This is a genomic window from Novosphingobium sp. AP12, assembly GCF_000281975.1.
Taxonomy (GTDB): Bacteria; Pseudomonadota; Alphaproteobacteria; order Sphingomonadales; family Sphingomonadaceae; genus Novosphingobium.
This window is the reverse complement of the sequence record NZ_AKKE01000162.1, coordinates 1-22273: the sequence shown is the minus strand read 5'-3', so window position 1 is coordinate 22273 and position 22273 is coordinate 1. Positions and strand designations below refer to the sequence as shown.

Sequence of the window (22273 nt, the reverse complement as noted above, 5' to 3'; positions counted from 1 at the left end):
CGGATGCTGGGCCATATAACCTAAATGGTTATAAATGTCAAGCCTCACCAACTGCCGTTATCCCAGCGCAGGCTGGGACCGCCGTGTACCCTTGGGCCGAAACTTCGCCAACGGGCACTACCCAGCGACCGCCCCGCTTAAAGCTCGCGCTAAGCTGCCAGCGGTCCCAGCCTGCGCTGGGACGACGACTAATTCAAAGGCCCTAGGCGGCCAGCTTTTCCGGTTCACCGGCCTCGCGCTGGGTCTGACGCATTGCCGCGTATCCTGCCAGCGCCGCCGAGCCGAGCAGCGACAGGGCGTCCTCGGCGAAGGCCACCGGACGATCGCGGCCCAGCGCGCGGGCCAGGCTCATGCGCATGCGGTAGCTGATGTAGCCGCCCGCCAGCGCCCCGGCCGCGCCGATGCCGGCGGCCAGCCACGCCTTACCCGGCCGCGCCGCCGCAGCGCCCGACAGCGCGCCGCCCAGCGCCCGCGCCGTCAGTCCAGGCGGCGAGATGCGCGCGGGGATGCCCGGCTGCTTGTCCATGACATATTCGCCGATCGCCGCCGCGCCCAGGAGCACGCCGGTCCACTTGGAATTGAGCAGCGCCAGCGGCGTGCCCTCCAGCCCGAGCCCGCTGCCAGCCGCCGCGATCGTCACGGCGGCCGGCGGCGTGAAGGTCCTCTGACCGTTGGCGAGGCCCAGCATCAGCGGCACGGACACGTCGTCAAGCGTCACCGCATCGGCTCGCTCGCGCCGCACTTTCGCCAACCGTTCGCGCAGGACCTTGCGCACGCTCTCGGTGACGAAGCCGAAGACGAGGTGCGAAGCATAACCATAAAGGTGGGTGCGCAGCGTATAGCGCCAGGGCGGCCGGGCCAGACCGGAGAGCGGCACCGCGATCTGGTCCACCAGCGTCGCCGCGGCGAGGCCGAGAGCAAAGCCGTGCCAGCGCGTGACGCCGGGGCGCACCTCGGCCAGCGCGCCGTAGAGACCGCCTGTCACTGTGCCGACGATGTAATGGACCGCATTGCCGCCCGCCTGCCGATCGCCATCGCCGAGCCTCGCGCCCGAGGCCATCACCGAGACGCGCTGCGCTGCCAGTTCGGTCGCCGGAGGACCTCCCGCGCCCGAGGGCTGGAACAATGGCGTCACCAGTGACTGGAACCCGTTCATCACCGCCGAGGCGGCAAACCCCGCCACCGCGCCCGCAACGGCTCCCTGGCTGACGTTGACGGCGATATCGACAGTGGGCGTCGCTGCGGCGGGCGCGCGAACGGTTTCGGCGGGCTGGGGCATGGGCAGGTTCCTTCGAAAGAGCTTTGCCCTATCGACGCTGCGCGAAGCCTTTGGTTCCTCGGCATTTGTCCAGGCCTGCCCGAACCGCCCGCGACGCGGGCCGAGCCGCCCAAACCGAAACGGCCTCCCGGTTTCCCGGAAGGCCGCTCTCGGTGAACTCAGCTGGTCAGCGCGTTACTGGCAAGCAAGGCACTCGTCGTAGTCGGTGGTGCTGGCAGCCAGTTCGAACTTGGCGAGTTCGTTGGTGTTGTCCGCTTCCACGCCGCCCGCGAAACCGGCGCGCTGCACCGACTTGGAGCGCAGGTAGTAGAGCGACTTGATGCCGCGCTCCCATGCCTGGAAGTGGAGCATCATCAGGTCCCACTTATCGACGTCGGCAGGGATGAACAGGTTCAGCGACTGCGCCTGGTCGATGTAGGGCGTGCGGTCGGCCGCGAATTCGAGCAGCCAGCGCTGGTCGATCTCGAAGCTGGTCTTGTAGACCGCCTTCTCATCGGCCGAGAGGAAGTCGAGGTGCTGGACCGAACCGCCGTGTTCGAGGATCGAATTCCAGACGTTGTTGGAATCCTTGCTCTTCATGGCGAGCAGCTTCTGCAGGTACGGGTTCTTCACCACGAAGCTGCCCGAAAGCGTCTTGTGGGTGTAGATGTTGGCCGGGATCGGCTCGATGCAGGCAGACGTGCCGCCGCAGATGATCGAGATCGACGCGGTGGGTGCGATCGCCATCTTGCAGCTGAAACGCTCCATCACGCCCTGGTCGGCGGCGTCGGGGCAGGGTCCGCGCTCCTTGGCCAGCATCATCGAGGCCTCGTTGGCCTTCTGGTTGATGTACTGGAACATCTGGAGGTTGAGCGCCTTGGCCATCGCGCTTTCGAAGCCGATGCCGCGCTTCTGCAGGTACGAGTGGAAGCCCATCACGCCCATGCCAACCGACCGCTCACGCGAGGCGGAGTACTTGGCGCGGGCCATCTCGTCCGGCGCGCGGTCGATGTAGTCCTGCAGGACGTTGTCGAGGAAGCGCAGCACGTCTTCGACGAAGCGCTTGTCGCCCTTCCACTCTTCCCAGGTCTCCAGGTTGAGCGAGGAGAGGCAGCACACCGCCGTGCGGTCGTTGCCGAGGTGGTCGCGGCCTGTGGGCAGCGTGATTTCCGAGCACAGGTTCGAGGTTGAGACCTTGAGCCCGAGGTCGCGGTGATGCTTGGGCATCATGCGGTTCACGGTGTCGGAGAAGACGATGTAGGGCTCACCGGTGGCGAGGCGCACTTCGACCAGCTTCTGGAACAGCGAGCGCGCGTCGACCGTGTTGCGGACCGAGCCGTCCTTGGGGCTGCGCAGCTGGAACGGCGCGCCGTCGCGGACGGCTTCCATGAACTCATCGGTGAGCAGCACGCCGTGGTGCAGGTTGAGCGCCTTGCGGTTGAAGTCGCCCGAGGGCTTGCGGATCTCGAGGAACTCCTCGATCTCAGGGTGCGAGACGTCGAGGTAGCAGGCAGCCGAACCACGGCGCAGCGAGCCCTGCGAGATCGCCAGCGTCAGCGAGTCCATCACGCGCACGAAAGGGATGATGCCGCTGGTCTTGCCGTTGAGGCCGACCGGCTCGCCGATGCCGCGAACGTTGCCCCAGTAGGTGCCGATGCCGCCGCCGCGCGAGGCGAGCCAGACGTTCTCGTTCCAGGTGGCGACGATGCCTTCGAGGCTGTCGTCCACCGAGTTCAGGTAGCACGAGATCGGCAGGCCGCGCCCGGTGCCGCCGTTCGACAGGACCGGGGTGGCGGGCATGAACCACAGCCGCGAGATGTAGTCATAAAGACGCTGGGCGTGGTCCTGGTCGTCGGCATAGGCATCGGCCACGCGGGCGAACAGGTCCTGGTACTTCTCGCCGGGCAGGAGGTAGCGGTCGTCGAGCGTCTCCTTGCCGAAGTCGGTCAGGAGCGCGTCGCGCGAATGGTCGGTGACGACGGTGAAGCGGCGCGCATTGATCGTCTTGGAATCGCCCTGGGCGAGCTTGGCGGCGGCCTTGGGCACCTGCGCGAATGCCTCGGCCACGAGTTCCGCCGTTGCGGTATCTGTCTTGTCCATGGCGACTGCCGGGCCCTTGCCCGTCTCCTTTTCCTGGCGGGGCGCAGGTTCGCGCGAGGCGTAGAGCCCCTCCATCTCGACCTGGCCCGAACTCACTTGTGCATCCACATCTGTATCAGACACCTGGTCATCGCTTGCGTTCCTGAAATCCATCGGTGCCCCCGTAACTCGAAATGTCATCGAACCGCCCCAAGGACGGTTCACACTTTTTCCAGCGGTCGGGCGGGCTGGAAGCGAGTCGGCGGGCGTTGGACGGCCCGTCTACCATTTCCAGTACAAAATGAGAACAGACATTCCCTGCCAGACCGTCCGCGCGCCCTGGCGACAGAGCCCGACAACGCCGTGGGGACATCCGCGCGGGCCTTGTGGGGTCCGATGCGATATCCCTAGGTGTTGAGGCTCCGTGACCGGCGCGACACCACCTATAGTGCGCTTTCCACCGAAAGGTTCAAGAGGGCGTCCAAACTTCGTTTATGCGCGGACCATTCCCGACATGCGGCGGGGGCCCTGCCGCGACGCGTGGGAAGTCCTGCACCGGTCCGCAACGCAACAGCTAAATCATGTTCACGACGAGAAAATTTTTCCACACAAATCACCGACCAGACGAATCACACTTGCGACGAACCGAATCGCGCGGAACATCATCCAGCGGAGCGCGTCGGCCGTCGATCCGCGACGTCGCCTGCAGAACGGGCGGTGCAATCACGGCAGGACTGGTACGACCCGTACCGGTCCGGCCATTTAGCCGCCGGCGGCTGGCCCGCTTCGGCACCTGTATAATGGGGAGTTTTCGAGGCTTATGTTGAACATCATCGGCGCCATCATCAGCGGCCTCGTGATCGGCGCGCTGGCGCGTTATTTCTACCCGGGCGTCGTCGACATGAGCTGGATCGCGACGATCCTGCTAGGCATCGGCGGCTCGCTGGTGGCGGGCCTCGTCACCAGCCGGGGCAGCGGCGACTTCAGCCGCGCGGGATGCCTGGCCTCGATCATCGGCGCGATCGTGCTGATCTTCATCGGCCGCATGCTCCACATAGGCTTCTAAGCTAGAGCAGCGCGCCGCCGTCGACGGGGATCACCGCGCCGGTGATCCAGCGGGCGGCGTCGCCGAGCAGGAAGGCGATCGGCCCGGCAATGTCGTCGGGCTCAGCGACGCGCTTGAGTGCCTGGTCGCGCACGATCGCCTCGAAGCCCGCCGGGGTCTCCGCCCAGCGCGCGATCGGCCCGGTGGCGGTGGTGCCCGGCGCGACCGCGTTGACCCGGATGCCGCGCGCGCCCAACTCCTGCGCGGCGCGGCGCACCAGCGTTTCGGTCCCGCCCTTCATCGTCGCATAGGCCGCGACGCCCCCCGTCACCCGCCGCGCGGTGAGCGAGGACACGAAGACCACGCGTGCCCCGTCCTCCAGCACCGGGCCCAGCGCCTGGAGCAGGAAGAACGGCGCCCGCAGGTTGACCGCGACGATCCGGTCGAAAGTCTCCTCGCTGCATGTCGCGATGTCGGACGCGGGCATGACGGCGGCGTTGAGGACGAGCGCCTGCAGCCCCTCCGGGCAAAGCGCGGCCACTTCGGCGGCGAGCACTCTGGGCGCACCGGGATCAGACAGGTCGCCGCCGACCAGCTCGGCCGCCGCGCCGCTCTCGCGGATTTCGGCGACCAGCGCCTCCGCCTTGTCGCGGCTCCCGCCGTAGTGGACGATTACCCGCCAGCCCTGCGCTCCCAGGGTGCGCGCGGTGGCAGCGCCGATGCCCTGCGATGATCCCGTCACGAATGCGGTACGCGCCATGCCCTGCTCCCGGTCCCAAGCCGGATCGCAGGCTGCGGCCCGCACCGTGTGATGTCGAGCGAGCCTCGCTCAAGTTCGCGCGGGCGATGGCAGCGGCGTGGCAGGCCCGATTGTTTTCCGCCTTCCTTCGCCGCCGAATGGTTCTTTTGGGGGATAGGTAAGTTCGGTTTGTATCTGCTGCGATGCAGCACGATAGTGCCCCCATGCAGAACATCTTCCGAATCGGCTTCTGGCTCGCGCTCGTCTTTGCCGTCGTCATGGCCGTGCTGCCGCATCCGCCGCAATTGCCGGGCGAACCGAGCGACAAGTTCCAGCATATGCTGGCCTTCGCCACGCTCGCGGTGCTGGCGGCGCTGGGTTATCCGGGTGTCTCGCGGCTGAAGATCGCCGGCGGGCTGGTCCTGCTGGGAGCGGGCATCGAACTGGTGCAGATGATCCCCTTGCTTCACCGCGACGCCGAATGGCTGGACCTCGTGGCGGACAGCTGCGCCGTGCTGGTCATGCTCACGCTGGCCACTCTGGCACTGAACGCGACCCGCAAGGCGCGCTGATCCGCCCATGTGAAGCATTCGCGCGGAGAGTTTATCAGCCCTCTTGCAGTGCGCGCGAACCGCTGCTAGTGGCCCCTCCACCCGAGGCGGCGCGCTGATGCGAAGCCCCTCGTAAACGCCAGAGCGGGCGTAGCTCAGTGGTAGAGCACAACCTTGCCAAGGTTGGGGTCGAGGGTTCGAATCCCTTCGCCCGCTCCAATTTCCCTCGACATCGTCGTATCAGCGGGGCCGCCCTTACGGCTGCCCCCTCTAGGCTTCGCTCAGTCTCCGGCGACGGTCATCCCGTCCACGCGCACCGTGGGCACGTTGATCGCGCGGTACCATTCGAGGTCGTTGGCGGCGGTCATCCGCGCGAACATCGCCAGCAGGTTGCCGGCGATGGTGAACTCGGCGACCGGCCCGGCCAGCTCTCCATTGACGATGCGAAAGCCCGCGGCGCCGCGGCTGTAGTCGCCGGTGACGCCGTTGACGCCCTGGCCGATCAGCTCGGTCACGTAGACCCCGTCGGCGATGTCGGCCATCAGCTGCGCCGGCGAAAGCTCGCCCGCGCCGAGGTGGACGTTGCCGACCGAGACGCTGGGCGCACCGCCCCCGTTACGGGTGGCGTGGCCGGTGGGCGCCAGACCCAGCTGCCGGGCCGAGGCCGAATCGAGCAGCCAGCCGGTCACCCTCCCGTCCTCGACGATGTTGCGGGCGCGGGTCGGCAGGCCCTCGCCGTCGAAGGGGCGCGCGCGCAGGCCGCGCGGGGCGTGCGGGTCCTCGGCGATCAGGGTGCCGGGCGCGAAGATCTGGTCGCCCAGCTTGTCGAGAAGGAAGCTGGAGCGGCGGGCGATGGAACTGCCCGCGATCGCGCCGAGCAGGTGGCCGACGAGCGAGCTGGACACGCGCGGGTCGAAGATCACCGGCATCGCGCCGCTTTTCATCTTGCCGGAGTTAAGCTTGGCGACGGTACGCTCACCCGCGAGGCGGCCGATCTCGGCGGGCGAGGGCAGGTCGGCGCCGTGGTGCGCGGTGCGCCAGGCGTTGTCGCGCTGCTTGCCCGAACCTTCGCCGCCGACCACCGAGGCGCTGACCGAGTGGTTGGTCGAGCCATAGGCGCCGGAAAAGCCGTGGCTGGTCGCCAGCGCGAAGACGCCGAGTCCGGCGCTGGCGGTGGCGCCGTCCGAATTGGTGACGCCGGTGACCGACCGCGCGGCGTCCTCGGCTTCCTCAGCCATCGCCCGCAGGGTCGCGGGGCTGGGTTCTGCAGGGTCGATCAGGTCGAGTTCGGGCCAAGGGCCGCCGGCCAGCATGTCCTGCGGCGCAAGGCCGGCGTAGGCGTCCTCGGGCGCGAGGCGGGCCATGTCGATCGCGCGAGCCGCCAGTTCGTCGAGCGCGGCGGGCGAAAGGTCGGAAGAGCCGATGCTGGCCGAGCGGGTGCCCGAGAACACGCGCAGCGCGATGTGCTCGCCTTCGGAGCGCTCGACGTCTTCCAGCTTGCCGAGGCGGACCTGGATGCCTTCGGAGGAGCTGGCGCCGTATACCGCGTCGGCGGCGTCGGCCCCGGCACGGCGAGCGCGCTCCACCAGGTCCAGCGCGCGGTCCCTTGCCTGATCCGGACTGAGCATCGTACCTAAAAACTCCCGACTTCGATATGCATGCGCCCGCCCTAGTCGCCGCGCGGGGCGAGGGCAAACGGGAGTTTCAAGCAGGACCGGGTTTCGCCGAGGGAGGCAATTGGGCCGATAAGGCGGCCTGTTAGGCGAAGGCGATCGCGAGGCCCTTGAACAGTGCGGTCAGGGCGAAGGGCAAGCCGATCGCGAGGGCCCAAAGAGCGAGGCGGTCTCGCTTGTAGTAGCGTGCCAGCGCGGGGTCATGGGCCTGCTCGTCGGTCAGGCGGTTCCACCGCGATTCGAAGCGGCGGCAGGCGGGGATGATGGCGACCACCAGCATCACCAGCGCGAAATAGGGCAGCAGCGAACCGCCGCTCGATTTGAGCGCGCCGACCGTCACGAAAATCTGCAGCGCGGTGTAGACGAGCAGGGCGTAAGCGATGTGGTCGCTCATCTTCCGGCGCCAGTCGATCATCGCCGAACGGCGGCCGGGGAACGAGGGTAGGGTGCCCGGCTGGACCGATCCCAGCGCACCCGTCTGCGGGGCGGCGGGTTGGGCCGAACTGGAACTGAGCGCCGACTGGTGCGCTGCATGGTCCGATATCCTGTCCATCGGGGCGACTCCTTAATCTTTTTTTGAGTACACCATCTTATGCTGTTCAGATCAAGTTCAGTTCCATTTTTTGCAAGTGCGAAGGTCGCTGCACTGCCGAACGGCGTTCCTCATGCAGGAAACCTGCCAGTCTCCGCGACTAAGCGAAAATGCTTTCTTGCGGTGTCCCGCCTGCCTGCGTTAAGTCCCGCGCGATGACTGCCAGCACCGATCTCACGCAGGACCCCGGCGCCGTTCCCCCCGTGGAGAAGAACGCCATCGACGCGCAGCTTCTCGCCGAGAACGGCGGGCTGGAGGTCATCTCGATCGCCAAGAGCTACGACAAGCGCGCGGTGCTGACCGACATTTCGTTGTCGGTCGCCAAGGGCGAAGTGCTTGGCCTGCTCGGCCCGAACGGCGCGGGCAAGACCACCTGCTTCTATTCGATCATGGGCCTCGTCCGGCCGGACTCCGGGCGCATCCTCATGGACGGCGTCGACGTGACCCGCCTGCCGATGTACCGCCGCGCGATCCTCGGGCTCGGCTACCTGCCTCAGGAAACCTCGATCTTCCGCGGGCTGACGGTGGAGCAGAACATCGCCGCCGTGCTCGAACTGAACGAGCCCGACCGCGACGTGCGCCAGGCCGAGCTTGACCGCCTGCTCGACGAATTCGGCCTCACGCGCCTGCGCACCAGCCCGGCCATGGCGCTGTCCGGCGGTGAACGCCGCCGCTGCGAGATTGCCCGCGCGCTGGCCGCAAAGCCCTCGATCATGCTGCTCGACGAGCCGTTCGCCGGCATCGACCCGCTGTCGATCTCGGACATCCGCGACCTCGTGCGTGACCTCAAGACGCGCGGCATCGGAGTGCTCATCACCGACCACAACGTGCGCGAGACGCTCGACATCGTCGATCGGGCCTGCATCATCTACGGCGGTCAGGTCCTCTTCGCGGGCAGCCCCGAAGCGTTGGTGGCGGACGAGAACGTGCGGCGCCTGTACCTGGGCGAAGGTTTCACGCTGTGAGGGGGCTTCACGCTGTGAGGCCGCTCCCTCCGGAGCTCTGACCCGTGGCCCTGGGTCCACGCCTGGACCTCAGGCAGAGCCAGTCGCTGGTGATGACGCCGCAGTTGCAGCAGGCGATCAAGCTGCTGGCGCTGTCCAACCTCGAAATCGAAACCTTCATCGGCGAGGCGCTCGACGCCAACCCGCTGCTCGACGTGGGCGCCGCCGCGCCTGCCGATTCGATCGAGGTCCCGGCTGACCAGATCCCCGACGAGCGCCGCACTACCCTCGAAGGCTCCTCGGTCGACCAGCTGATCGGCGAGGGGCGCGGCGCAGACGACCGCCCGCTCGACATCGATGCCTCCGCGCTCGACCGCGACCGCGACACGGGAGACGACGCGGCCTGGGGCGCCGATCTGCGCAGCGGCGCGGGCGAGGAAGGTCCCGGCATCGACGAGCGCGCCGCCTCGGGCAGCACGCTGGCGGAGCACCTTGCTGCCCAGGTCGGCGCCGCGGCCCGCGATCCGATGATCGCCGGCGTGGCCCGCTACATCATAGGCCAGCTCGACGAGGCCGGATACCTGCCGCTCGGCCTGTCCGAAATCGCCGCCGACCTGGGCATCGGCATCGACGAGGCCGGACAGGGGCTTGCGCTGGTGCAGTCGCTCGATCCCACCGGTGTCGGCGCGCGCACCTTGTCCGAATGCATCGCCCTTCAGGCCAGGGAGGCAGACCGCTACGACCCGATCATGGCGCGGCTGATCGACAATCTCGACCTTCTCGCGCGCGGGGAACTCGGGAGGCTGAAGCGCATGTGCGGCGTGGACGACGAGGATTTCGCCGACATGCTCGCCGAACTGCGCGGCTACGACCCAAAACCCGGCCTGCGCTTCGGCGGCGAACCCGGCCGCGCGGTGACGCCAGACGTGCTGATAACGCCGCGCGCTCCAATCGACGGAAGGCCGGGCGGCTGGGACATCGCGCTCAACCAGGCAACGCTGCCGCGCCTGATCGTCAACCGCAGCTACTACGTGGAGCTGAAGGGCGGCAGTTCGGACAAGTCGTCGCGCGCTTGGCTGTCGGACAAGCTGGCGGACGCGAACTGGCTCATCAAGGCGCTCGACCAGCGGCAGAAGACCATCCTGAAGGTCGCCGCCGAACTGGTGAAGCAGCAGGACGGCTTCTTCCGCCACGGCGTCTCGCACCTGAAGCCGCTGACCCTGCGCACCGTTGCGGAGGCCATCGGCATGCACGAATCGACCGTCAGCCGCGTCACTTCGAACAAGTTCCTGAGCTGCCCGCGCGGGACGTATGAGCTGAAGTACTTCTTCACCTCAGGCGTCGGCTCGGCGGACGGTGAGGGCGGGGCTTCGGCCGAGTCGGTCAAGGCCGCGATCCGCCAACTCATCGACGCCGAGGACCCCAAGGCGATCCTTTCCGATGACGCGCTCGTGGACCTGCTCAAGGGCAAGGGTTTCGAACTCGCCCGCCGGACCGTCGCCAAGTACCGCGAGGCGATCGGGCTGGGCAGTTCGGTGCAGCGCCGCCGCCAGAAGGTACTGGCCGGCGCGCGATGATATTGCACTGCAATAAGAGCTAAGCCTGTTTATAGTGTCGATGCCTAATTAAACGCTTGGCATCCTTAGTAAAAAACTATTCCCAACTGAATTGGTCGTGATACTCTTGTTTCCATGAACGGTGCCGGGCCTGCGATCAACTGCAGGGATATGGACCGCATATGGAGAGGATGCCCATGTCTTATACCGGCGGGAATTCTGGCAATCGCAACAAGAAGGCCATCACCGGCGGCGCGGTCGCGCTGATCCAGGGCGGGCTTGCGATCGCCCTGGTCAATGGCTTCGCGGTCTCGATGTTCCCGCCCGATCCTCCTCGCCACCTGCCGACGCAGATCTATCCGACGACGCCGATCACGCCCATGCCGGTCGAGCCGCCCAAGATCGACGAGAAGCCGCTGCCAGACCCGTCCCGGATCACGACGGTCGAACCGAAGTTCCCCATCGTGCGGGACGACAGCTTCACGGACGTCATCATCGACCCGGTACTGCCGACCGGCGGCGCCACCGGCGATCCGACCCCGCTCGTCACGCCCAAGGCCACCGAACCGCCGGCCCGCTTCGCCCCGAAGACCGCCCGCCCTCGCGGCAACCAGGCCGGCTGGGTCACCACCGACGACTATCCCACCGCTGACATCCGCGCCGGCCACACCGGAACCGTCCGCTTCCGCGTCGGCATCGACGCCTCGGGCCGGGTCACGGACTGCACCGTCACGCAGTCAAGCGGCTATGCAGGGCTCGACGCGGCGACTTGCAGGAACGTCACCCGCCGCGCCCGCTTCGATGCGGCGAGCGACGCCATGGGAGAGAAGGTCGCGGGCACATACGATGGCACCATTCGCTGGGTGATACCTCAGGACTGACCCCCTGGCGGCCCTCGGGCTGCCCGGTCGGAGCGAGGCGGTTCCGCAAGTCAGGCCCGCTCCGACCGATAGTTTTCGCCGTTCGCGCCGCCCTGGCGCGGGCCGGCTCCTGTCCTTCCCGGCCATCCGGCCCCCCGCCCGGCCGGGAAGGACCCTTCGCCTTACACGTAGGTCCACTTCGCAAGCGGTTTACCATGCGGCTCTAGCATCCGGCCCTAACCCAGCCGGAGGCCCTGCAAGCATGATACCCAAGACCTTCCACTTCATCTGGGTGGGCGACGAGAGCAGGCGCCCGGACAACTGCATCGACACCTGGCGCGCCGCGCATCCGGACTGGGGCTTCCATCTCTGGGGGAATGCCGAGTTCGAGGCGCGCGGCTGGATCAACGCCGCCCACATGGCCCAGATGCGGGAGCGCGAATGGAACGGCGTTGCCGACATGATGCGCTGGGAAATCCTCCACGAGCATGGCGGCGTGGTCTTCGACGCCGACTCCATCTGCGTGGAACCGCTCGACGACTGGCTGCTCGACTGCGAAGCTTTCGCCTGCTGGGAGAGCGAGATCGCGCGGCCCGGCCTGATTGCGGCGGGCTATTTCGGCTGCTCGCCGGGTAATGCCTTCGTAAAGCAGATCATCGACGACATCTCCGCCGCGCCGACCGTGACGGACGCGATGGCGTGGCAGACGGTCGGCCCGCAGCGCCTGACCGACGCTTACCGCGCGCACCTCTACACCCCCTTGCGCATCTACCCGAGCCACTACTTCATCCCGCGCCACTTCACCGGGGTGACTTACGAAGGAACGGACAAGGTCTACGCGCACCAGCTCTGGGGCTCGACGCTCAGGAGCTACGACAAGATGCACGAGGCGGATGTTTCCACCGTCGCCGCGCTGCCGCCGGAATTGCCGATCGTGCCGGAGGAGGAGCCCGCCGACTCCCCGCTGGAGCAGATGCACGCGCCCTACTTCCTCCAGCGCGTGCCCGTCAGCGCGGAACTGGCCGACCTGGGCCGGCTCGACGTGCTGCGCGGGCTCTGCGCCGGGCAACGGGTGCTCCATGTCGGCTGCGCGGACTGGCCGATCACCGATCCGTCCACTTCGCTCCACATTGCGCTGGAGCCGCACTGCGCCAGGCTCGACGGTCTCGATCCCCATGCCGAGGCGCTGGAGGCGCTGCGCCCGCATGTGTTCGGCGAACTGTTCACGGATTTCGCGCAGGTGTCGGACAGCTACGATCTCGTACTGGTGCCCGAGGTCATGGAGCACGTTCCCGACGTCGCCGGCTTCCTTGCGCAGATCGAGGCGGTGGATGCGCCTCTTTTCCTGATCTCGGTGCCCGACGCCTTCCAGTGCCGAACTCGCCACTTCGACTACGTGGCGCAGACCGGCACTTTCCTGGAGGCGGTCCACCCGGACCACAACCACTGGTACACCCCTTATACGTTCGCCAACACCCTGGCGAAGTACAGCGGGCTCAAACTGCAGCGGCTGTGGTTCTTCAACCGCATTTCGCTACTGGCATTGCTGAGCAAGCCGGAACCGAATGCCGGCGGCTGAGTTATAGTGGTGTGTCCCGGTCAAAGGGCGGTCCGTAACGGGCCGCCCTTTCGCTTTTCCGGCCCCTTGCGTCATGGCGCCGACGGCGCCAGATGTCGCTCATGCCGGTTCCGACGTACTCCCTGTTTCAACGGACGATGCCCTCGCCGGTCGGCGAACTCACGCTGGTCGGGGGCGATGCCGGCCTCGCCGCAGTCCTGTGGGAGGACGACCGGCCCGGCCGCGTAGTGCTTGGCCCGGTGGAGCAGGGCGGCCATCCGGTGCTCGATGCGGCCGCAGCCCAGCTCGAGGCTTACTTCCAGGGCCGCCTGCAGGTTTTCGACCTCCCGCTTGATTTTCGTGGCACCGATTTCCAGCGCGGCGTCTGGCAGACGCTGCTGGAGATCCCCTTCGGCGAAACACGCAGTTACGGCGAGATCGCGCGCAGCCTAGGAAGGCCGGGCGCGAGCCGGGCGGTCGGCGCGGCGAACGGGCGCAATCCGGTCTCGATCATCGCACCGTGCCACCGGGTGATCGGGGGCAGCGGCGGGTTGACGGGCTTTGCCGGCGGGCTTGAGGCGAAGGCGTGGCTGCTCCGACTGGAAGGCCATCCGCTGCTTCTGTGAAGGTCAGCCCACGTCGAAATGCTCGGGCGGCAGTCCCGACTGCGCCCGGCGGTGCATCTCGGAGAGTGCGTCCTCGACCCGGCGCGTGTAATCCGCAGTATCGAACAACGGACAAGTCGCGCGCTTCGCCGCCAGCCTTGTGCGCAGCGTCGCCATCCGCTCCGGATCGCGCGCAAGGTTCAAGGCCAGCGCCGCGTAGTCCGCGGCAGCCTCCACCGCCAGCTCGGGAAGCCCTGCGGCATGAACGAGGCTTGCGGCGACGCGGGCGGCGAACTGGCGCCCGGCCAGCGTCAGCACCGGCAGGCCCGCCCACAGCGCGTCGCTCGCAGTGGTGTGGGCGTTGACCGCGAACGTATCGAGGAACAGGTCGGCATGGATCAGCCTGCCGAGGTGCTCGGCATGTGCGATGGGCTTTGAAAAAACCAGCCGCTCGGGCTCGACGCCCCTCACCTCGGCCTCCCGGCGCAGGTTCGCCTGCACCTGCGCTCCGGTGTCCAGCAGCCACAGCACGCTGCCCGGAACCTCGCGCAGCAGACCCATCCAGATGTCCCACTCGGCGGGCGAGATCTTGTAGCTTTGGTTGAAGCTGGCGAACACGAACCCCGTGTCCGGCAGTCCCCACCTGGTTCGTCCGCGCGTGTCGGGTACGATGGCGCGCCGGTCGTCGTTGGCCTGATAGCAGTGCGCGAGGCGCACGATCTTCTCGGTGAAGAACACCTCTGCGCCCGGCGGCATGGTCACATGGTCGGCGATGAAATAGTCGATAGCCGCGTGGCCCAGCGTGCCGGGATAGCCCATCCAGCTGACCTGCACGGGCGCGAGGCGCTGGCCGAACAGGCGCGTGCGGGTGCCCAGCGTATAGCCTTTGAGGTCCACAGCGATGTCCAGACCGTCCGCGCGGGCGAGGGCCACCACGTCCTCGTCGCGCATCCCCCCGATCTCGACGAAGGCGTCGACCTCACCGCGCAGGGCCACGCGCGCGGCGTCGTCCTCGCGCCGGGGGCCGTAGCTGTAGAGGCGCACCTCGTAGCGGCTGCGATCGTGTTCGCGGAAGAATCCGGCCATCAGGTGCATCGTCGCATGATCGTGGAAGTCGGCGGAGAAATAGCCCACGGGGATGCGGCCATCGGTCGACGGCGCAGGGCTCGGCAGGCTGGCGGGCGCGTCGGGGTACATCCGCGCGGCGCATGCCAGCGAGCGGCGGTACTGGTGCGCAGGATCGTCCACGAAAGGCAGCGAGGCGAAGGGCTGCACCGCCGCCGCTTCGGGGCCGCCGGTCAGCGCATAGTCGCCGCGTGCATGCCAGTCGCACAGGTGCGCTTCCTCGAACAGCGCCTGCAGCAGCGCGGACTTGTTCTGCGGGTTCAGCGCCAGCGCGGCGCGGAAGGCGCCGACGGCAGCGACGCGGTCGCCCTTGAGCACCAGCGCCTTGCCGCGGTTGACCATGGCCTGCGCATTGGCGGGATCGGCGGCGAGCGCGCGGCCGAACGCGGCGAGCGCTTCGTCCGCGCGCTGGGCGGCGAGCAGCTGCGCGCCCATGTTGTTGTGCGCGTCGCTGTGGTCGGCCTTGAGCGTGGCGGCGACCGCGAAGCAGGCGATCGCCTCGTCGCGCCAGCCCTGCCGCGCGCGCAGGTTGCCGAGGTTGTAGTGCGCGTCGACGTGGCCGGGGTCGATCACGATCGCCGTTTCCAGCCACTGCGCCGCCTCGTCCAGCCGCTCGGCCTGTTCGAGCAGGCCGGCGAGGTTGTAAGGCGCATCGGCATAGCGGGGCGCGCGGGCGATCACGTCGCGGTAGGTCGCCTCCGCGTCCTCCAACCGGCCTTGCCGGCGTAGTGCGATGGCGAGGTTGTTGTAGGCGGCGGGGGCGTCCGGGTCGGCGGCGATGGCGCGGCGGAAGGCCATCTCGGCGCCGCCGTCGTTGCCGAGGTCGAGCAGTGCCGCGCCCAGCAGGTTGTGGACGCCGTGGGCGTGGGGATTGGCACGCGAAAGCGACTGGCCGAGCCGCGCCGCCTCGTCCATCCGTCCGGCGCGGAAAGCGGCGACCATGGCGTCGAACTCGAGCTGGGCAGGGGTGTCGCCGTTCGCTTCCAGCGCATCGAGCGCGGCCAGGGCGCGGGCATTGCGGGGATGGCGGCCCAGAACCTGTCGGTAGATGGCGCGCGCCGCGTCGGTCTCGCCGCGCCGAGCCGCGCCCTTGGCCTTGATCAGGAGGCTTTCCAGTCCGCTCATCGGCCCTCTTCCAGCTCGGGGATCGAGCGGGGACGATAGGCGGACATGGTGCAGGGGAGGTCACCGCACCCTTAGGGGGCACTGCGTAGACGCACCTCACCCGCCGCCGGAATTTCGGCGACGGGCGGGCGCGGGAGGTCAGGTCAGCGTGTCAGGCGCGGCTCTTGCCGAAGGCGACGATCTGCAGCAGGCCGCCGGCCATCGCCACGTTCTTGAAGAAGTGGATGAACTGGTTCTGGTCGCCCAGCGCGCTGTGGAAGAACACGGCGGTGGCGAGGCTGAACGCGGCAAGCACGGCGGCGACGGTGCGCACGCGGTAACCGGAGATCAGCAGCAGGCCGCCGACGATCTCGACCACGATCGCGCCGACCAGCGCCAGTGCGGGCAGGGGCAGGCCGACCGAGGTAATGTAGGCGATCGAACCGGCGGGGTCGGCGATCTTGGAGGCGCCGCTCAGCAGGAAGATCGCCGCGATCAGCACGCGGCCGATGACGGGAAGCGAGCGCTCGAGGGTGGAGGTTGCCGACTTGCGGGTGGCGGCGGGCGAAAGAGTATCGACGATGGTGGTCATGTCCGGGTTCCTTGGTGACGGGCGGGCGGTCCCCCAATGGAACCGGATGCCGTGTTGGGTCCTGTATGGCCTCCCAAATTCGTCCGGATAATTGCGATAAATTGCGCCGATATGTTCGAGTATTTGGAAATGAGGATTAGATGCCGTAGCGGCGCTTGATCGAGCGGTAGCGTTCCAGAAGCATGGCCTGCCGTTCCTCCGGCGTGACCATGGCGGTGTCTGCGGGCAAGTGGTCCATCAAATCCGCGCGATCGATCAGCCGCGTGCGGAAGCTGGCCGGGTCCTGCGTCAGAAGGTTGCGGTAAGTCAGGTTGCCGCCGCTGAACCCCTGCGTGTCGAGCCAGTTATGGACGCCCGGATCGTCGTGCGAAAGCACCAGCCGCACCACGCCGTCGCCGTCCACTCGGGTGCGCGCCGGGGTGTAGCTGACCGGGCGGTGGAGGAAGTCCATCGAGCCCACGAAGGCCCCGCCCATGCCGAAGATCCAGAAGCCGGGGTGCATGTCCATCTCGACGATGAGCGTCTGGTGCGGTTCGAGCCGCCAGACCATGTGCGCGGCCATGCGCCCGCGCTTGGCGTCGGACTTGTCGTTAGCGGTTTTGTCGGCGGGGAACTGGTTGAGCGCCTGCGGATCGCAGACCCCGCGCGAGGTCATCCACGAGTGCTCGGGCCAGTCGCGCATCAGGCCGGTTACGAACGTGCCCGCCCAGTCCATCGCCTCGATCATGCGGGCGGGGCTGGGGAGCGGGCGCGGCTCGGCCATGCCGACGCGCTCGATGGTGAGGGTGCTTGGCGTCTCGTCCCAGCCGTCGAAGGCTTCGCGGATGAAAAGCTTTCGGCTGCCGGGCGTGGTGGGAAGCCAATTCCGCTCGCGTGCTTCGCCGCCGATGAACAGTTCGAAGTTGCCATCCGCGTCGGCTTCGATCTGGCTGCCGAGGATGTTGCATTCGGGAATGTCGCCGAAGGGTTCGTGGAGCGAGGGCCAGTCGGTGCCGGGGATCGTCTCGGGGCGCGGGCCCTGCACGGTGACGTTGAGCCAGCGCGCGGTGCCTTTGCGCCCCGTGATGCGGTAGGCATGGGCGCCGTCGATCCAGGCTTGCCGGTAGGTGAAGTCCGCGACGTCGCCGCCCAGCTTCATCGTCGGCGTGGTGAAGGCGTGGATCTGCGGGAACGCGGGATCCTTCGTCTCCAGCGCGAGGTCGAAGGCCTGGCCCAGGCTCTGCGTCAGGAATCGGAAGGCGTCGGCGCGCTGGAGCGGGTTGGCAGGGTTGGCGTCCTTGAACGCACTGGCCCCGGCAGCCTTGAGATTATCGCAGAACTGCTCCCACGCGGAGGCGAGGGGGGCATCGTCGGGTGCGTCGCCATAGGCCATCGTCAGGCTCCCAGTCGGTCGAGAAGGTCGGAAAGGTACTGCGCGGCGCGGGTGCAGGCCACTGCCGCGCCCTCCGCCTCGATGCGCGGGCCGACCAGTTCGAGGTCGAACAGCCCCTCGTAGCCGAGATCGAGCACGTCGCGCAGGATCGCCTCCAGCGGGATCGTGCCGTCGCCCGGCACAGCGCGGCAGGGGCTGGTGCGGTCGCCCAGCACGTAGTCGCTGACCTGCACGAGGCCGGTGAGGGGCATCGCGGCGGCGAGGGTTTCGCGAAGGCCCGCCTCGGCCCAGCAGGCGTGGAGTTCCACGCAGACGCCGATGCCCGCCAGCTTTGCGAGGCGCGTGGCGTCGGGCAGCGAGTGGGCGATATGGATGTCGGCGTTGAAGGCCGAGGCGTTCTCCACCAACAGTGCGATGCCCGCCTTGTGCGCGGCATCGCGGGCAGGCGCGATGAGTTCGGTGAAGCGCTCCGCCGCCTGCTCCCAACATAGCGCGCCGCGTCCGCCGGTGAGGAGGTAGATCGAAGGTGCGTCGACGGCGGCGGCGATGGCGATGGCGTCCAGCAGGCCCTCGGTCGCCGCACCGGAATCGCGTTCGAGGTCCGGGTGGACCGCAAAGGGGTGGTTGACGCAGCCGATGCCGACGCCCGCCCGGCGCGCCGCCTCGCGCTCCACTTCGGTCTGGAGCAGGGGCGTGGCGAGGCTGCAATGCTGCACGCCGATATCGCAGCAGAAGTCCACGAACCGCGCGGTCGGCTCCGTCATGAAGGCAACCTGGTGGAGGCTGACGCGCGGGTGCATCACCGCCTCACTTTCGCACCTCGATGGGCACGCCGAAGCGCTCGCGGAAGGGGGCGAACTCGGCGTTGAGTTCGTCGATGTCGTAGCCGGCATCGACGAGGACCTGCGTCGAATAATGGAACTTGCCGTGGCGGTCGCCCCGGTTCTCGGCAAGGTAGCGGCGCATGGCGGACTCCTGCCGCTCGCCGAAATCACGCCCGGCGAAGGCATAGTAGCCGCGCACGGTGGCGACCGGGTCGGCGACGAAATCGTGGTAGAGGACGTGGTGGATGCGCGGGTCGTCCGTCAGCGGGTTTGCCATGGTGTTGCCGATCGACCAGCGGACCCGCTCAAGGTGCATTTTCGCTTCCTTCATGATGTCGATCCTGCCGACGATGCCCTCCATGATGTCGGACATCATCATCGTCGAACTGGCCGCGACCATCACCGGATCGCGGTGCAGCCAGACCAGCGTGGCGTCGGGATAGGTGTCGAAGAACGCTTCCAGCCGCGTGGTGTGGAAGCCCTTGAGCACCCAATACTTCGCCTCGCGCCCGTACTGGAACGCCTGCAGCATGGCCTTGTGGATGCGGTACTGGGCGACAGGGTCGGTGGGCAGGCCCATGGAGAGGTTCTGCATCGGCACGCGCCACCAGGCGGTGGGTGTCATGACGCGGAAGTCGAAGGCCCAGGTCCGTTCGTCCTCGGGCAGGCCGTCGCCCAGCATGTCGTTGTAGGGGTGGCAGTGCAGCCACTTCGACATCTTCGTGTTGATCTCGCGCCATTCCGCGTCGGCCTGCGCATGGCGCGGATCCTTGCCAGAAACCGCGCCGGGCGGGGGCGAGGGGTGCATGACTTCGGCGAAGCGCAGCGCCCGGGCATCGGGATCGACCGCCATCAGCGCATGCATCAGCGTGGTGCCCGAACGCGGCTCGCCGCTGGCGAACATGGGGCGCTCGATCACTTCGTCGGCGAGCGGATAATCCTTGCGGTCCTGGAAGAAGCGCAGCCGATCGGTGAGCAGCCAGTGGATGTTGTCCGCCGCCGCCTGCCGTCCGGCGGCCTCCATCGGGATCGTGTTGATGTGCGCCACGGCCAGGGCAAAACGATCGGCGAAGCCCTCGTCCGCCCAGTCGGCGAGGCCGGTCCCGGCCGTGGCATGCTGCAGCAATTGCTGCGCGTCCAGTTCCAGCACGGCGACGCTCATGCCTCCACCAGCTTCTGGATCGCGTCCTCGGTGGCGCGCACTTTGGCGGCGGAGGTGGCGGAGAATTTCATGCCGCCCATCGCACCGTATTCCATGATCTTGTAGACGCGCATGCCGGCGTCCGCGAAGCCCTTGATCTTGAGCGCGACCTCGGCCGGGGTGCCCACGGGCAGGATGTCGCGGATCGCCTGCGGGTCCATCTCGTCGCAGAAGCGCAGCATCGCCTCGCGGCTGAGTTTCACCGGATCGAAGTCCATGATGCCGCGCCAGTCGGGGCCCATCGGATGCTCGTATCCGAACTGTGCGAGGTCCTTGGCGGTGATCATCAGGATGATCGACTTGACCATCGGCGCGCGCAGCATTTCGTCGACTTCGTCGGGCTCGCCGATCAGGCAAATCTGGGTAAGGGCAGGGGTGAATTGGCTCATGTCGCGCCCGGCGGCGTCGCCCGCGTCGAGGATGACCTTGAGCTTGGCGGCGTAATCCTCGGGCGTCCAGGCGCCCGCCGGCCACCAGCCGTCCGCCTCCCGCCCGGTGATGCCGAGCATCCTTGGGCCCGCCGCACCGGTCCAGATCGGCGGCGCCTTGCCGTCGTAGAATTCGGTATCGAGGCGCGCGTGTTCGAGGTGGAAGAACTCGCCCTCGAAGTCGACCGGGCCGTCCGCGTGCCAGAGCAGCTTGATGACCTTGATCGCTTCCTCGAACCGGCCGACCGGCTTCGAAAAGTCGAAGCCATAAGGCACCGTGTTCTCTAGCTCGCCCGAGCCGAGGCCGAGGATGAAGCGTCCCTTGGACAAGTGGCTGATCGTCAGCGCGCTCTGCGCCAGCAGCGAGGGGTGGCGGCGCACGGTGTCGACCACGGTGGTGGCGAGCGGGGTGTTCTTCGTCAGCACCGCCGCCGCCGCGCTCACCGCCATGCCGTCGAGGTGGCGGTGCGGGCTGGGCGAGGCTTTCGCGAGGTCGGTGAACTCGGGCGTCCAGATCGAATCGGGCCAGAAGCTGACCATGTGGTCGGGCAGCCAGATCGAATGGTAGCGCCCCGAATCGTACTCCCCCACCATGTCGATGCCGAGCGGCAGGGTCGTTCGCAGGAAGGCGGCGGGCTGCACTTTCATGGGATCATCCTCTCGGCGGGCGCGCCATCGCCGCCGGTCATCGCCGGAGCGGTGCGCGCCTCGTTGTTCGTGCCCCTCTGGTGGTCTACCGATCGGCCCAAGCAAATTCCCATTTGGGGATGAGAGAGATGTTGGGAGACAGCTTCGGCGCGCTCGTCGCGTCGTTGATAGAAGGACTGGTGGAGGACCCGCCCTGGCGCGGCTTCCTCGATGCGCTGCGCGTGGCGGTGGGCGGCGATTATGCCAGTCTGGTGTTCCGTCCCCTGCCGCTCGGCACGCCCGAAGCGCGGGTGATCCACCTCTATTCCGGCAGCGCCTCGCCCCCGCCGGTGACGCGCCACTACCGCGAGAAACTCTACCTGCGCGACCCCATGCCCTATCACGAGATGGTGGAGGGCCGTGCCTATCGTCTCGATGAACTACTCCAGTTCGGCGAGCCCGACCACGACGCCTACCTGTCGCAGCTGCTGGTGCCGTCCGGTATGAACCACCTGCGCATGATCCGCTTCGCCGAGCCCGGCGGGCACAGTGGCTGGATAACCGTGACCCGGCGCGACAGCGAGTTCGCAGCCGAGGTGGATGCGCTGCTGGAAAGTCTGGCGCCCTACATGCGGCCCGCACTCGGCAGCTTCGTAGCGCTCGAGCGCGAGCGCATGACCGCCGCCGTCGCGCGCGAGGCGGTGCGGCGGCTCAACTTCGGCTGGCTCACGCTCGACGGAGAGGGGCGGGTGCTCGACGCCGACCATCTCGGCGGGCAGATGCTTGCCGACGGTGCCCGGATCGCGCGCGCCAAGGACGGGCGGCTGACCGCGAAGGACCCGGCGCTGCGGCGGCAATTGCTCGCCGCGATCCGCGAGCTGGCGGTCGACCCGCAAGCCCGGCCGCGCGCCGTGGTGCTGAGCCGCGAGCCCTGGCTCGACCTGCTGCTGGTGCCCTCGGGCCAGCGCATGGGCACCACCCAGGCCGCGCCCGCGATCGTCTGCTACCTTCACGCCGACAACTGGTCCTCCGCCGACCGCTGCGAGCAGCTGGCGCAGCTGTTCGACCTCGCGCCCAGCGAGGCGCGGCTGGCGCTGGCGCTCAGCCGGGGCATGTCGATCAGCGAGGCTGCGCCCGAACTGGGCCTGACGGTGGAGTCGGCGCGGACTTATTCCAAGCGCATCTACGCCAAGACCGGCGCGCGCGGGCAGTCCGACCTCGTGCGCTTCATCCACCGTAGCGTGCTGGTGATTGCGTGACGATCGGATACATCCCGCCGCCGCGCCAGAGCGATTAGAACAGGTGTTCAGCATTTTGGGTTGACTATGCGAGGTCGCGGCGTCAGCCAATGCATACGATCGGGCCTTGAAGGCCGCTACGAACAACCGGGAGAATGCCACCGATGACCCAGCCCCTCGCAGGAAAAGTCGTGCTCGTCACCGGGGCCTCGTCGGGCATCGGCGAAGCGGCGGCGCTGTGCCTCGCCGAAGCGGGGGCGACCGTCGCCCTGTCCGCCCGCCGGGCCGACCGGCTCCCGGGG

20 protein-coding genes and 1 tRNA gene are annotated in these 22273 nt (G+C 67.8%); 10 read left to right on the top strand and 11 right to left on the bottom strand.

Annotation, left to right across the window (positions count from 1 at the left end):
- Nucleotides 1–202: 202 nt before the first annotated feature.
- Together PMI02_RS23305 and PMI02_RS23300 are read right to left on the bottom strand one after the other, a co-directional pair.
- On the bottom strand, nucleotides 203–1279 hold the full coding sequence (locus PMI02_RS23305; protein WP_007687654.1) for a DUF1440 domain-containing protein: 1077 nt from the start codon (nucleotides 1277–1279) through the stop codon (nucleotides 203–205).
- 174 nt (nucleotides 1280–1453) lie between these two features.
- Nucleotides 1454–3358 carry a ribonucleoside-diphosphate reductase subunit alpha gene (locus tag PMI02_RS23300; RefSeq protein WP_238539149.1) on the bottom strand — a complete coding sequence of 635 codons (1905 nt, stop codon included), beginning with the start codon at nucleotides 3356–3358 and terminating at the stop codon, nucleotides 1454–1456.
- Between the two features lie 799 nt (nucleotides 3359–4157).
- Between PMI02_RS23300 and PMI02_RS23295 the strand changes: the two genes are divergently transcribed.
- A complete protein-coding gene (locus PMI02_RS23295; RefSeq protein WP_007687651.1) occupies nucleotides 4158–4403 on the top strand; it encodes a GlsB/YeaQ/YmgE family stress response membrane protein in 246 nt (81 codons plus the stop codon).
- Between the two features lies 1 nt (nucleotide 4404).
- On the opposite strand, the gene PMI02_RS23290 is transcribed toward PMI02_RS23295, so the two are convergent.
- Nucleotides 4405–5142 carry an SDR family NAD(P)-dependent oxidoreductase gene (locus PMI02_RS23290; protein ID WP_007687650.1) on the bottom strand — a complete coding sequence of 246 codons (738 nt, stop codon included), beginning with the start codon at nucleotides 5140–5142 and terminating at the stop codon, nucleotides 4405–4407.
- 203 nt (nucleotides 5143–5345) lie between these two features.
- On the opposite strand from PMI02_RS23290, the gene PMI02_RS23285 reads away from it, so the two are divergent.
- Nucleotides 5346–5693: a hypothetical protein gene (locus PMI02_RS23285; protein WP_007687649.1), complete on the top strand. Its 348-nt coding sequence runs from the start codon at nucleotides 5346–5348 to the stop codon at nucleotides 5691–5693.
- 123 nt (nucleotides 5694–5816) lie between these two features.
- Nucleotides 5817–5891 (top strand) — tRNA-Gly (locus PMI02_RS23280).
- A 62-nt stretch (nucleotides 5892–5953) separates the two neighbouring features.
- Here the strand turns inward: PMI02_RS23280 and PMI02_RS23275 are convergent.
- Both PMI02_RS23275 and PMI02_RS23270 read right to left on the bottom strand, forming a co-directional pair.
- Nucleotides 5954–7300, bottom strand: a complete 1347-nt coding sequence (locus PMI02_RS23275; RefSeq protein WP_007687639.1) for a TldD/PmbA family protein — start codon at nucleotides 7298–7300, stop codon at nucleotides 5954–5956.
- Between the two features lie 130 nt (nucleotides 7301–7430).
- Nucleotides 7431–7898, bottom strand: coding sequence for a hypothetical protein (locus PMI02_RS23270; RefSeq protein ID WP_007687637.1), 468 nt, complete (start codon nucleotides 7896–7898; stop codon nucleotides 7431–7433).
- Between the two features lie 194 nt (nucleotides 7899–8092).
- Between PMI02_RS23270 and lptB the strand changes: the two genes are divergently transcribed.
- The 5 genes from lptB (at nucleotide 8093) to PMI02_RS23245 (ending at nucleotide 13481) form a co-directional block, all read left to right on the top strand.
- A complete protein-coding gene (lptB, locus tag PMI02_RS23265; RefSeq protein WP_007687635.1) occupies nucleotides 8093–8902 on the top strand; it encodes an LPS export ABC transporter ATP-binding protein in 810 nt (269 codons plus the stop codon).
- Between the two features lie 44 nt (nucleotides 8903–8946).
- Nucleotides 8947–10458 (top strand): RNA polymerase factor sigma-54, encoded by a 1512-nt coding sequence (rpoN, locus tag PMI02_RS23260; protein ID WP_007687633.1) that lies wholly within the window; start codon nucleotides 8947–8949, stop codon nucleotides 10456–10458.
- Between the two features lie 176 nt (nucleotides 10459–10634).
- The gene (locus PMI02_RS23255) at nucleotides 10635–11318 is read left to right on the top strand and encodes an energy transducer TonB (RefSeq protein WP_007687631.1); all 684 of its coding nucleotides are present in this window, start codon (nucleotides 10635–10637) and stop codon (nucleotides 11316–11318) included.
- A gap of 241 nt (nucleotides 11319–11559) precedes the next feature.
- Nucleotides 11560–12876 carry a glycosyltransferase gene (locus PMI02_RS23250; protein ID WP_007687629.1) on the top strand — a complete coding sequence of 439 codons (1317 nt, stop codon included), beginning with the start codon at nucleotides 11560–11562 and terminating at the stop codon, nucleotides 12874–12876.
- Nucleotides 12877–12968: 92 nt separating this feature from the next.
- Entirely contained in the window at nucleotides 12969–13481 is a 513-nt protein-coding gene (locus PMI02_RS23245; RefSeq protein WP_007687626.1) for a methylated-DNA--[protein]-cysteine S-methyltransferase, read from the top strand.
- A 3-nt stretch (nucleotides 13482–13484) separates the two neighbouring features.
- Here the strand turns inward: PMI02_RS23245 and PMI02_RS23240 are convergent, their stop codons facing one another.
- The 6 genes from PMI02_RS23240 to PMI02_RS23215 all read right to left on the bottom strand — a co-directional run bounded on the left by PMI02_RS23240 (nucleotide 13485) and on the right by PMI02_RS23215 (nucleotide 20754).
- A complete protein-coding gene (locus tag PMI02_RS23240) occupies nucleotides 13485–15710 on the bottom strand; it encodes a glycosyltransferase family 41 protein (RefSeq protein ID WP_007687624.1) in 2226 nt (741 codons plus the stop codon).
- A gap of 151 nt (nucleotides 15711–15861) precedes the next feature.
- Nucleotides 15862–16281 (bottom strand): DoxX family protein, encoded by a 420-nt coding sequence (locus PMI02_RS23235; RefSeq protein ID WP_007687623.1) that lies wholly within the window; start codon nucleotides 16279–16281, stop codon nucleotides 15862–15864.
- 136 nt (nucleotides 16282–16417) lie between these two features.
- On the bottom strand, nucleotides 16418–17653 hold the full coding sequence (locus tag PMI02_RS23230) for a DUF1214 domain-containing protein (protein ID WP_007687621.1): 1236 nt from the start codon (nucleotides 17651–17653) through the stop codon (nucleotides 16418–16420).
- A gap of 2 nt (nucleotides 17654–17655) precedes the next feature.
- A complete protein-coding gene (locus tag PMI02_RS23225; protein WP_007687619.1) occupies nucleotides 17656–18453 on the bottom strand; it encodes a sugar phosphate isomerase/epimerase in 798 nt (265 codons plus the stop codon).
- 7 nt (nucleotides 18454–18460) lie between these two features.
- A complete protein-coding gene (locus PMI02_RS23220) occupies nucleotides 18461–19639 on the bottom strand; it encodes a sulfotransferase (protein WP_007687617.1) in 1179 nt (392 codons plus the stop codon).
- On the bottom strand, nucleotides 19636–20754 hold the full coding sequence (locus tag PMI02_RS23215) for an LLM class flavin-dependent oxidoreductase (RefSeq protein WP_007687614.1): 1119 nt from the start codon (nucleotides 20752–20754) through the stop codon (nucleotides 19636–19638). The genes PMI02_RS23220 and PMI02_RS23215 overlap by 4 nt, the downstream gene beginning before the upstream one ends.
- A 128-nt stretch (nucleotides 20755–20882) precedes the next feature.
- Between PMI02_RS23215 and PMI02_RS23210 the strand changes: the two genes are divergently transcribed.
- The gene (locus tag PMI02_RS23210; protein WP_007687612.1) at nucleotides 20883–21992 is read left to right on the top strand and encodes a helix-turn-helix transcriptional regulator; all 1110 of its coding nucleotides are present in this window, start codon (nucleotides 20883–20885) and stop codon (nucleotides 21990–21992) included.
- 134 nt (nucleotides 21993–22126) lie between these two features.
- On the top strand, nucleotides 22127–22273 hold a 147-nt coding region (locus tag PMI02_RS23205), incomplete at its 3' end, for an SDR family NAD(P)-dependent oxidoreductase (protein ID WP_202948648.1).

What these genes read in the sequence shown, in the direction of transcription:
- PMI02_RS23305 (WP_007687654.1), bottom strand. Translation starts at nt 1,279, where the DNA reads ATGCCCCAGCCCGCCGAAACCGTTCGCGCGCCCGCCGCAGCGACGCCC.
- PMI02_RS23300 (WP_238539149.1), bottom strand. Translation starts at nt 3,358, where the DNA reads ATGGACAAGACAGATACCGCAACGGCGGAACTCGTGGCCGAGGCATTC.
- PMI02_RS23295 (WP_007687651.1), top strand. Translation starts at nt 4,158, where the DNA reads ATGTTGAACATCATCGGCGCCATCATCAGCGGCCTCGTGATCGGCGCG.
- PMI02_RS23290 (WP_007687650.1), bottom strand. Translation starts at nt 5,142, where the DNA reads ATGGCGCGTACCGCATTCGTGACGGGATCATCGCAGGGCATCGGCGCT.
- PMI02_RS23285 (WP_007687649.1), top strand. Translation starts at nt 5,346, where the DNA reads ATGCAGAACATCTTCCGAATCGGCTTCTGGCTCGCGCTCGTCTTTGCC.
- PMI02_RS23275 (WP_007687639.1), bottom strand. Translation starts at nt 7,300, where the DNA reads ATGCTCAGTCCGGATCAGGCAAGGGACCGCGCGCTGGACCTGGTGGAG.
- PMI02_RS23270 (WP_007687637.1), bottom strand. Translation starts at nt 7,898, where the DNA reads ATGGACAGGATATCGGACCATGCAGCGCACCAGTCGGCGCTCAGTTCC.
- lptB (WP_007687635.1), top strand. Translation starts at nt 8,093, where the DNA reads ATGACTGCCAGCACCGATCTCACGCAGGACCCCGGCGCCGTTCCCCCC.
- PMI02_RS23255 (WP_007687631.1), top strand. Translation starts at nt 10,635, where the DNA reads ATGTCTTATACCGGCGGGAATTCTGGCAATCGCAACAAGAAGGCCATC.
- PMI02_RS23250 (WP_007687629.1), top strand. Translation starts at nt 11,560, where the DNA reads ATGATACCCAAGACCTTCCACTTCATCTGGGTGGGCGACGAGAGCAGG.
- PMI02_RS23245 (WP_007687626.1), top strand. Translation starts at nt 12,969, where the DNA reads ATGTCGCTCATGCCGGTTCCGACGTACTCCCTGTTTCAACGGACGATG.
- PMI02_RS23240 (WP_007687624.1), bottom strand. Translation starts at nt 15,710, where the DNA reads ATGAGCGGACTGGAAAGCCTCCTGATCAAGGCCAAGGGCGCGGCTCGG.
- PMI02_RS23235 (WP_007687623.1), bottom strand. Translation starts at nt 16,281, where the DNA reads ATGACCACCATCGTCGATACTCTTTCGCCCGCCGCCACCCGCAAGTCG.
- PMI02_RS23230 (WP_007687621.1), bottom strand. Translation starts at nt 17,653, where the DNA reads ATGGCCTATGGCGACGCACCCGACGATGCCCCCCTCGCCTCCGCGTGG.
- PMI02_RS23225 (WP_007687619.1), bottom strand. Translation starts at nt 18,453, where the DNA reads ATGCACCCGCGCGTCAGCCTCCACCAGGTTGCCTTCATGACGGAGCCG.
- PMI02_RS23220 (WP_007687617.1), bottom strand. Translation starts at nt 19,639, where the DNA reads ATGAGCGTCGCCGTGCTGGAACTGGACGCGCAGCAATTGCTGCAGCAT.
- PMI02_RS23215 (WP_007687614.1), bottom strand. Translation starts at nt 20,754, where the DNA reads ATGAAAGTGCAGCCCGCCGCCTTCCTGCGAACGACCCTGCCGCTCGGC.
- PMI02_RS23210 (WP_007687612.1), top strand. Translation starts at nt 20,883, where the DNA reads ATGTTGGGAGACAGCTTCGGCGCGCTCGTCGCGTCGTTGATAGAAGGA.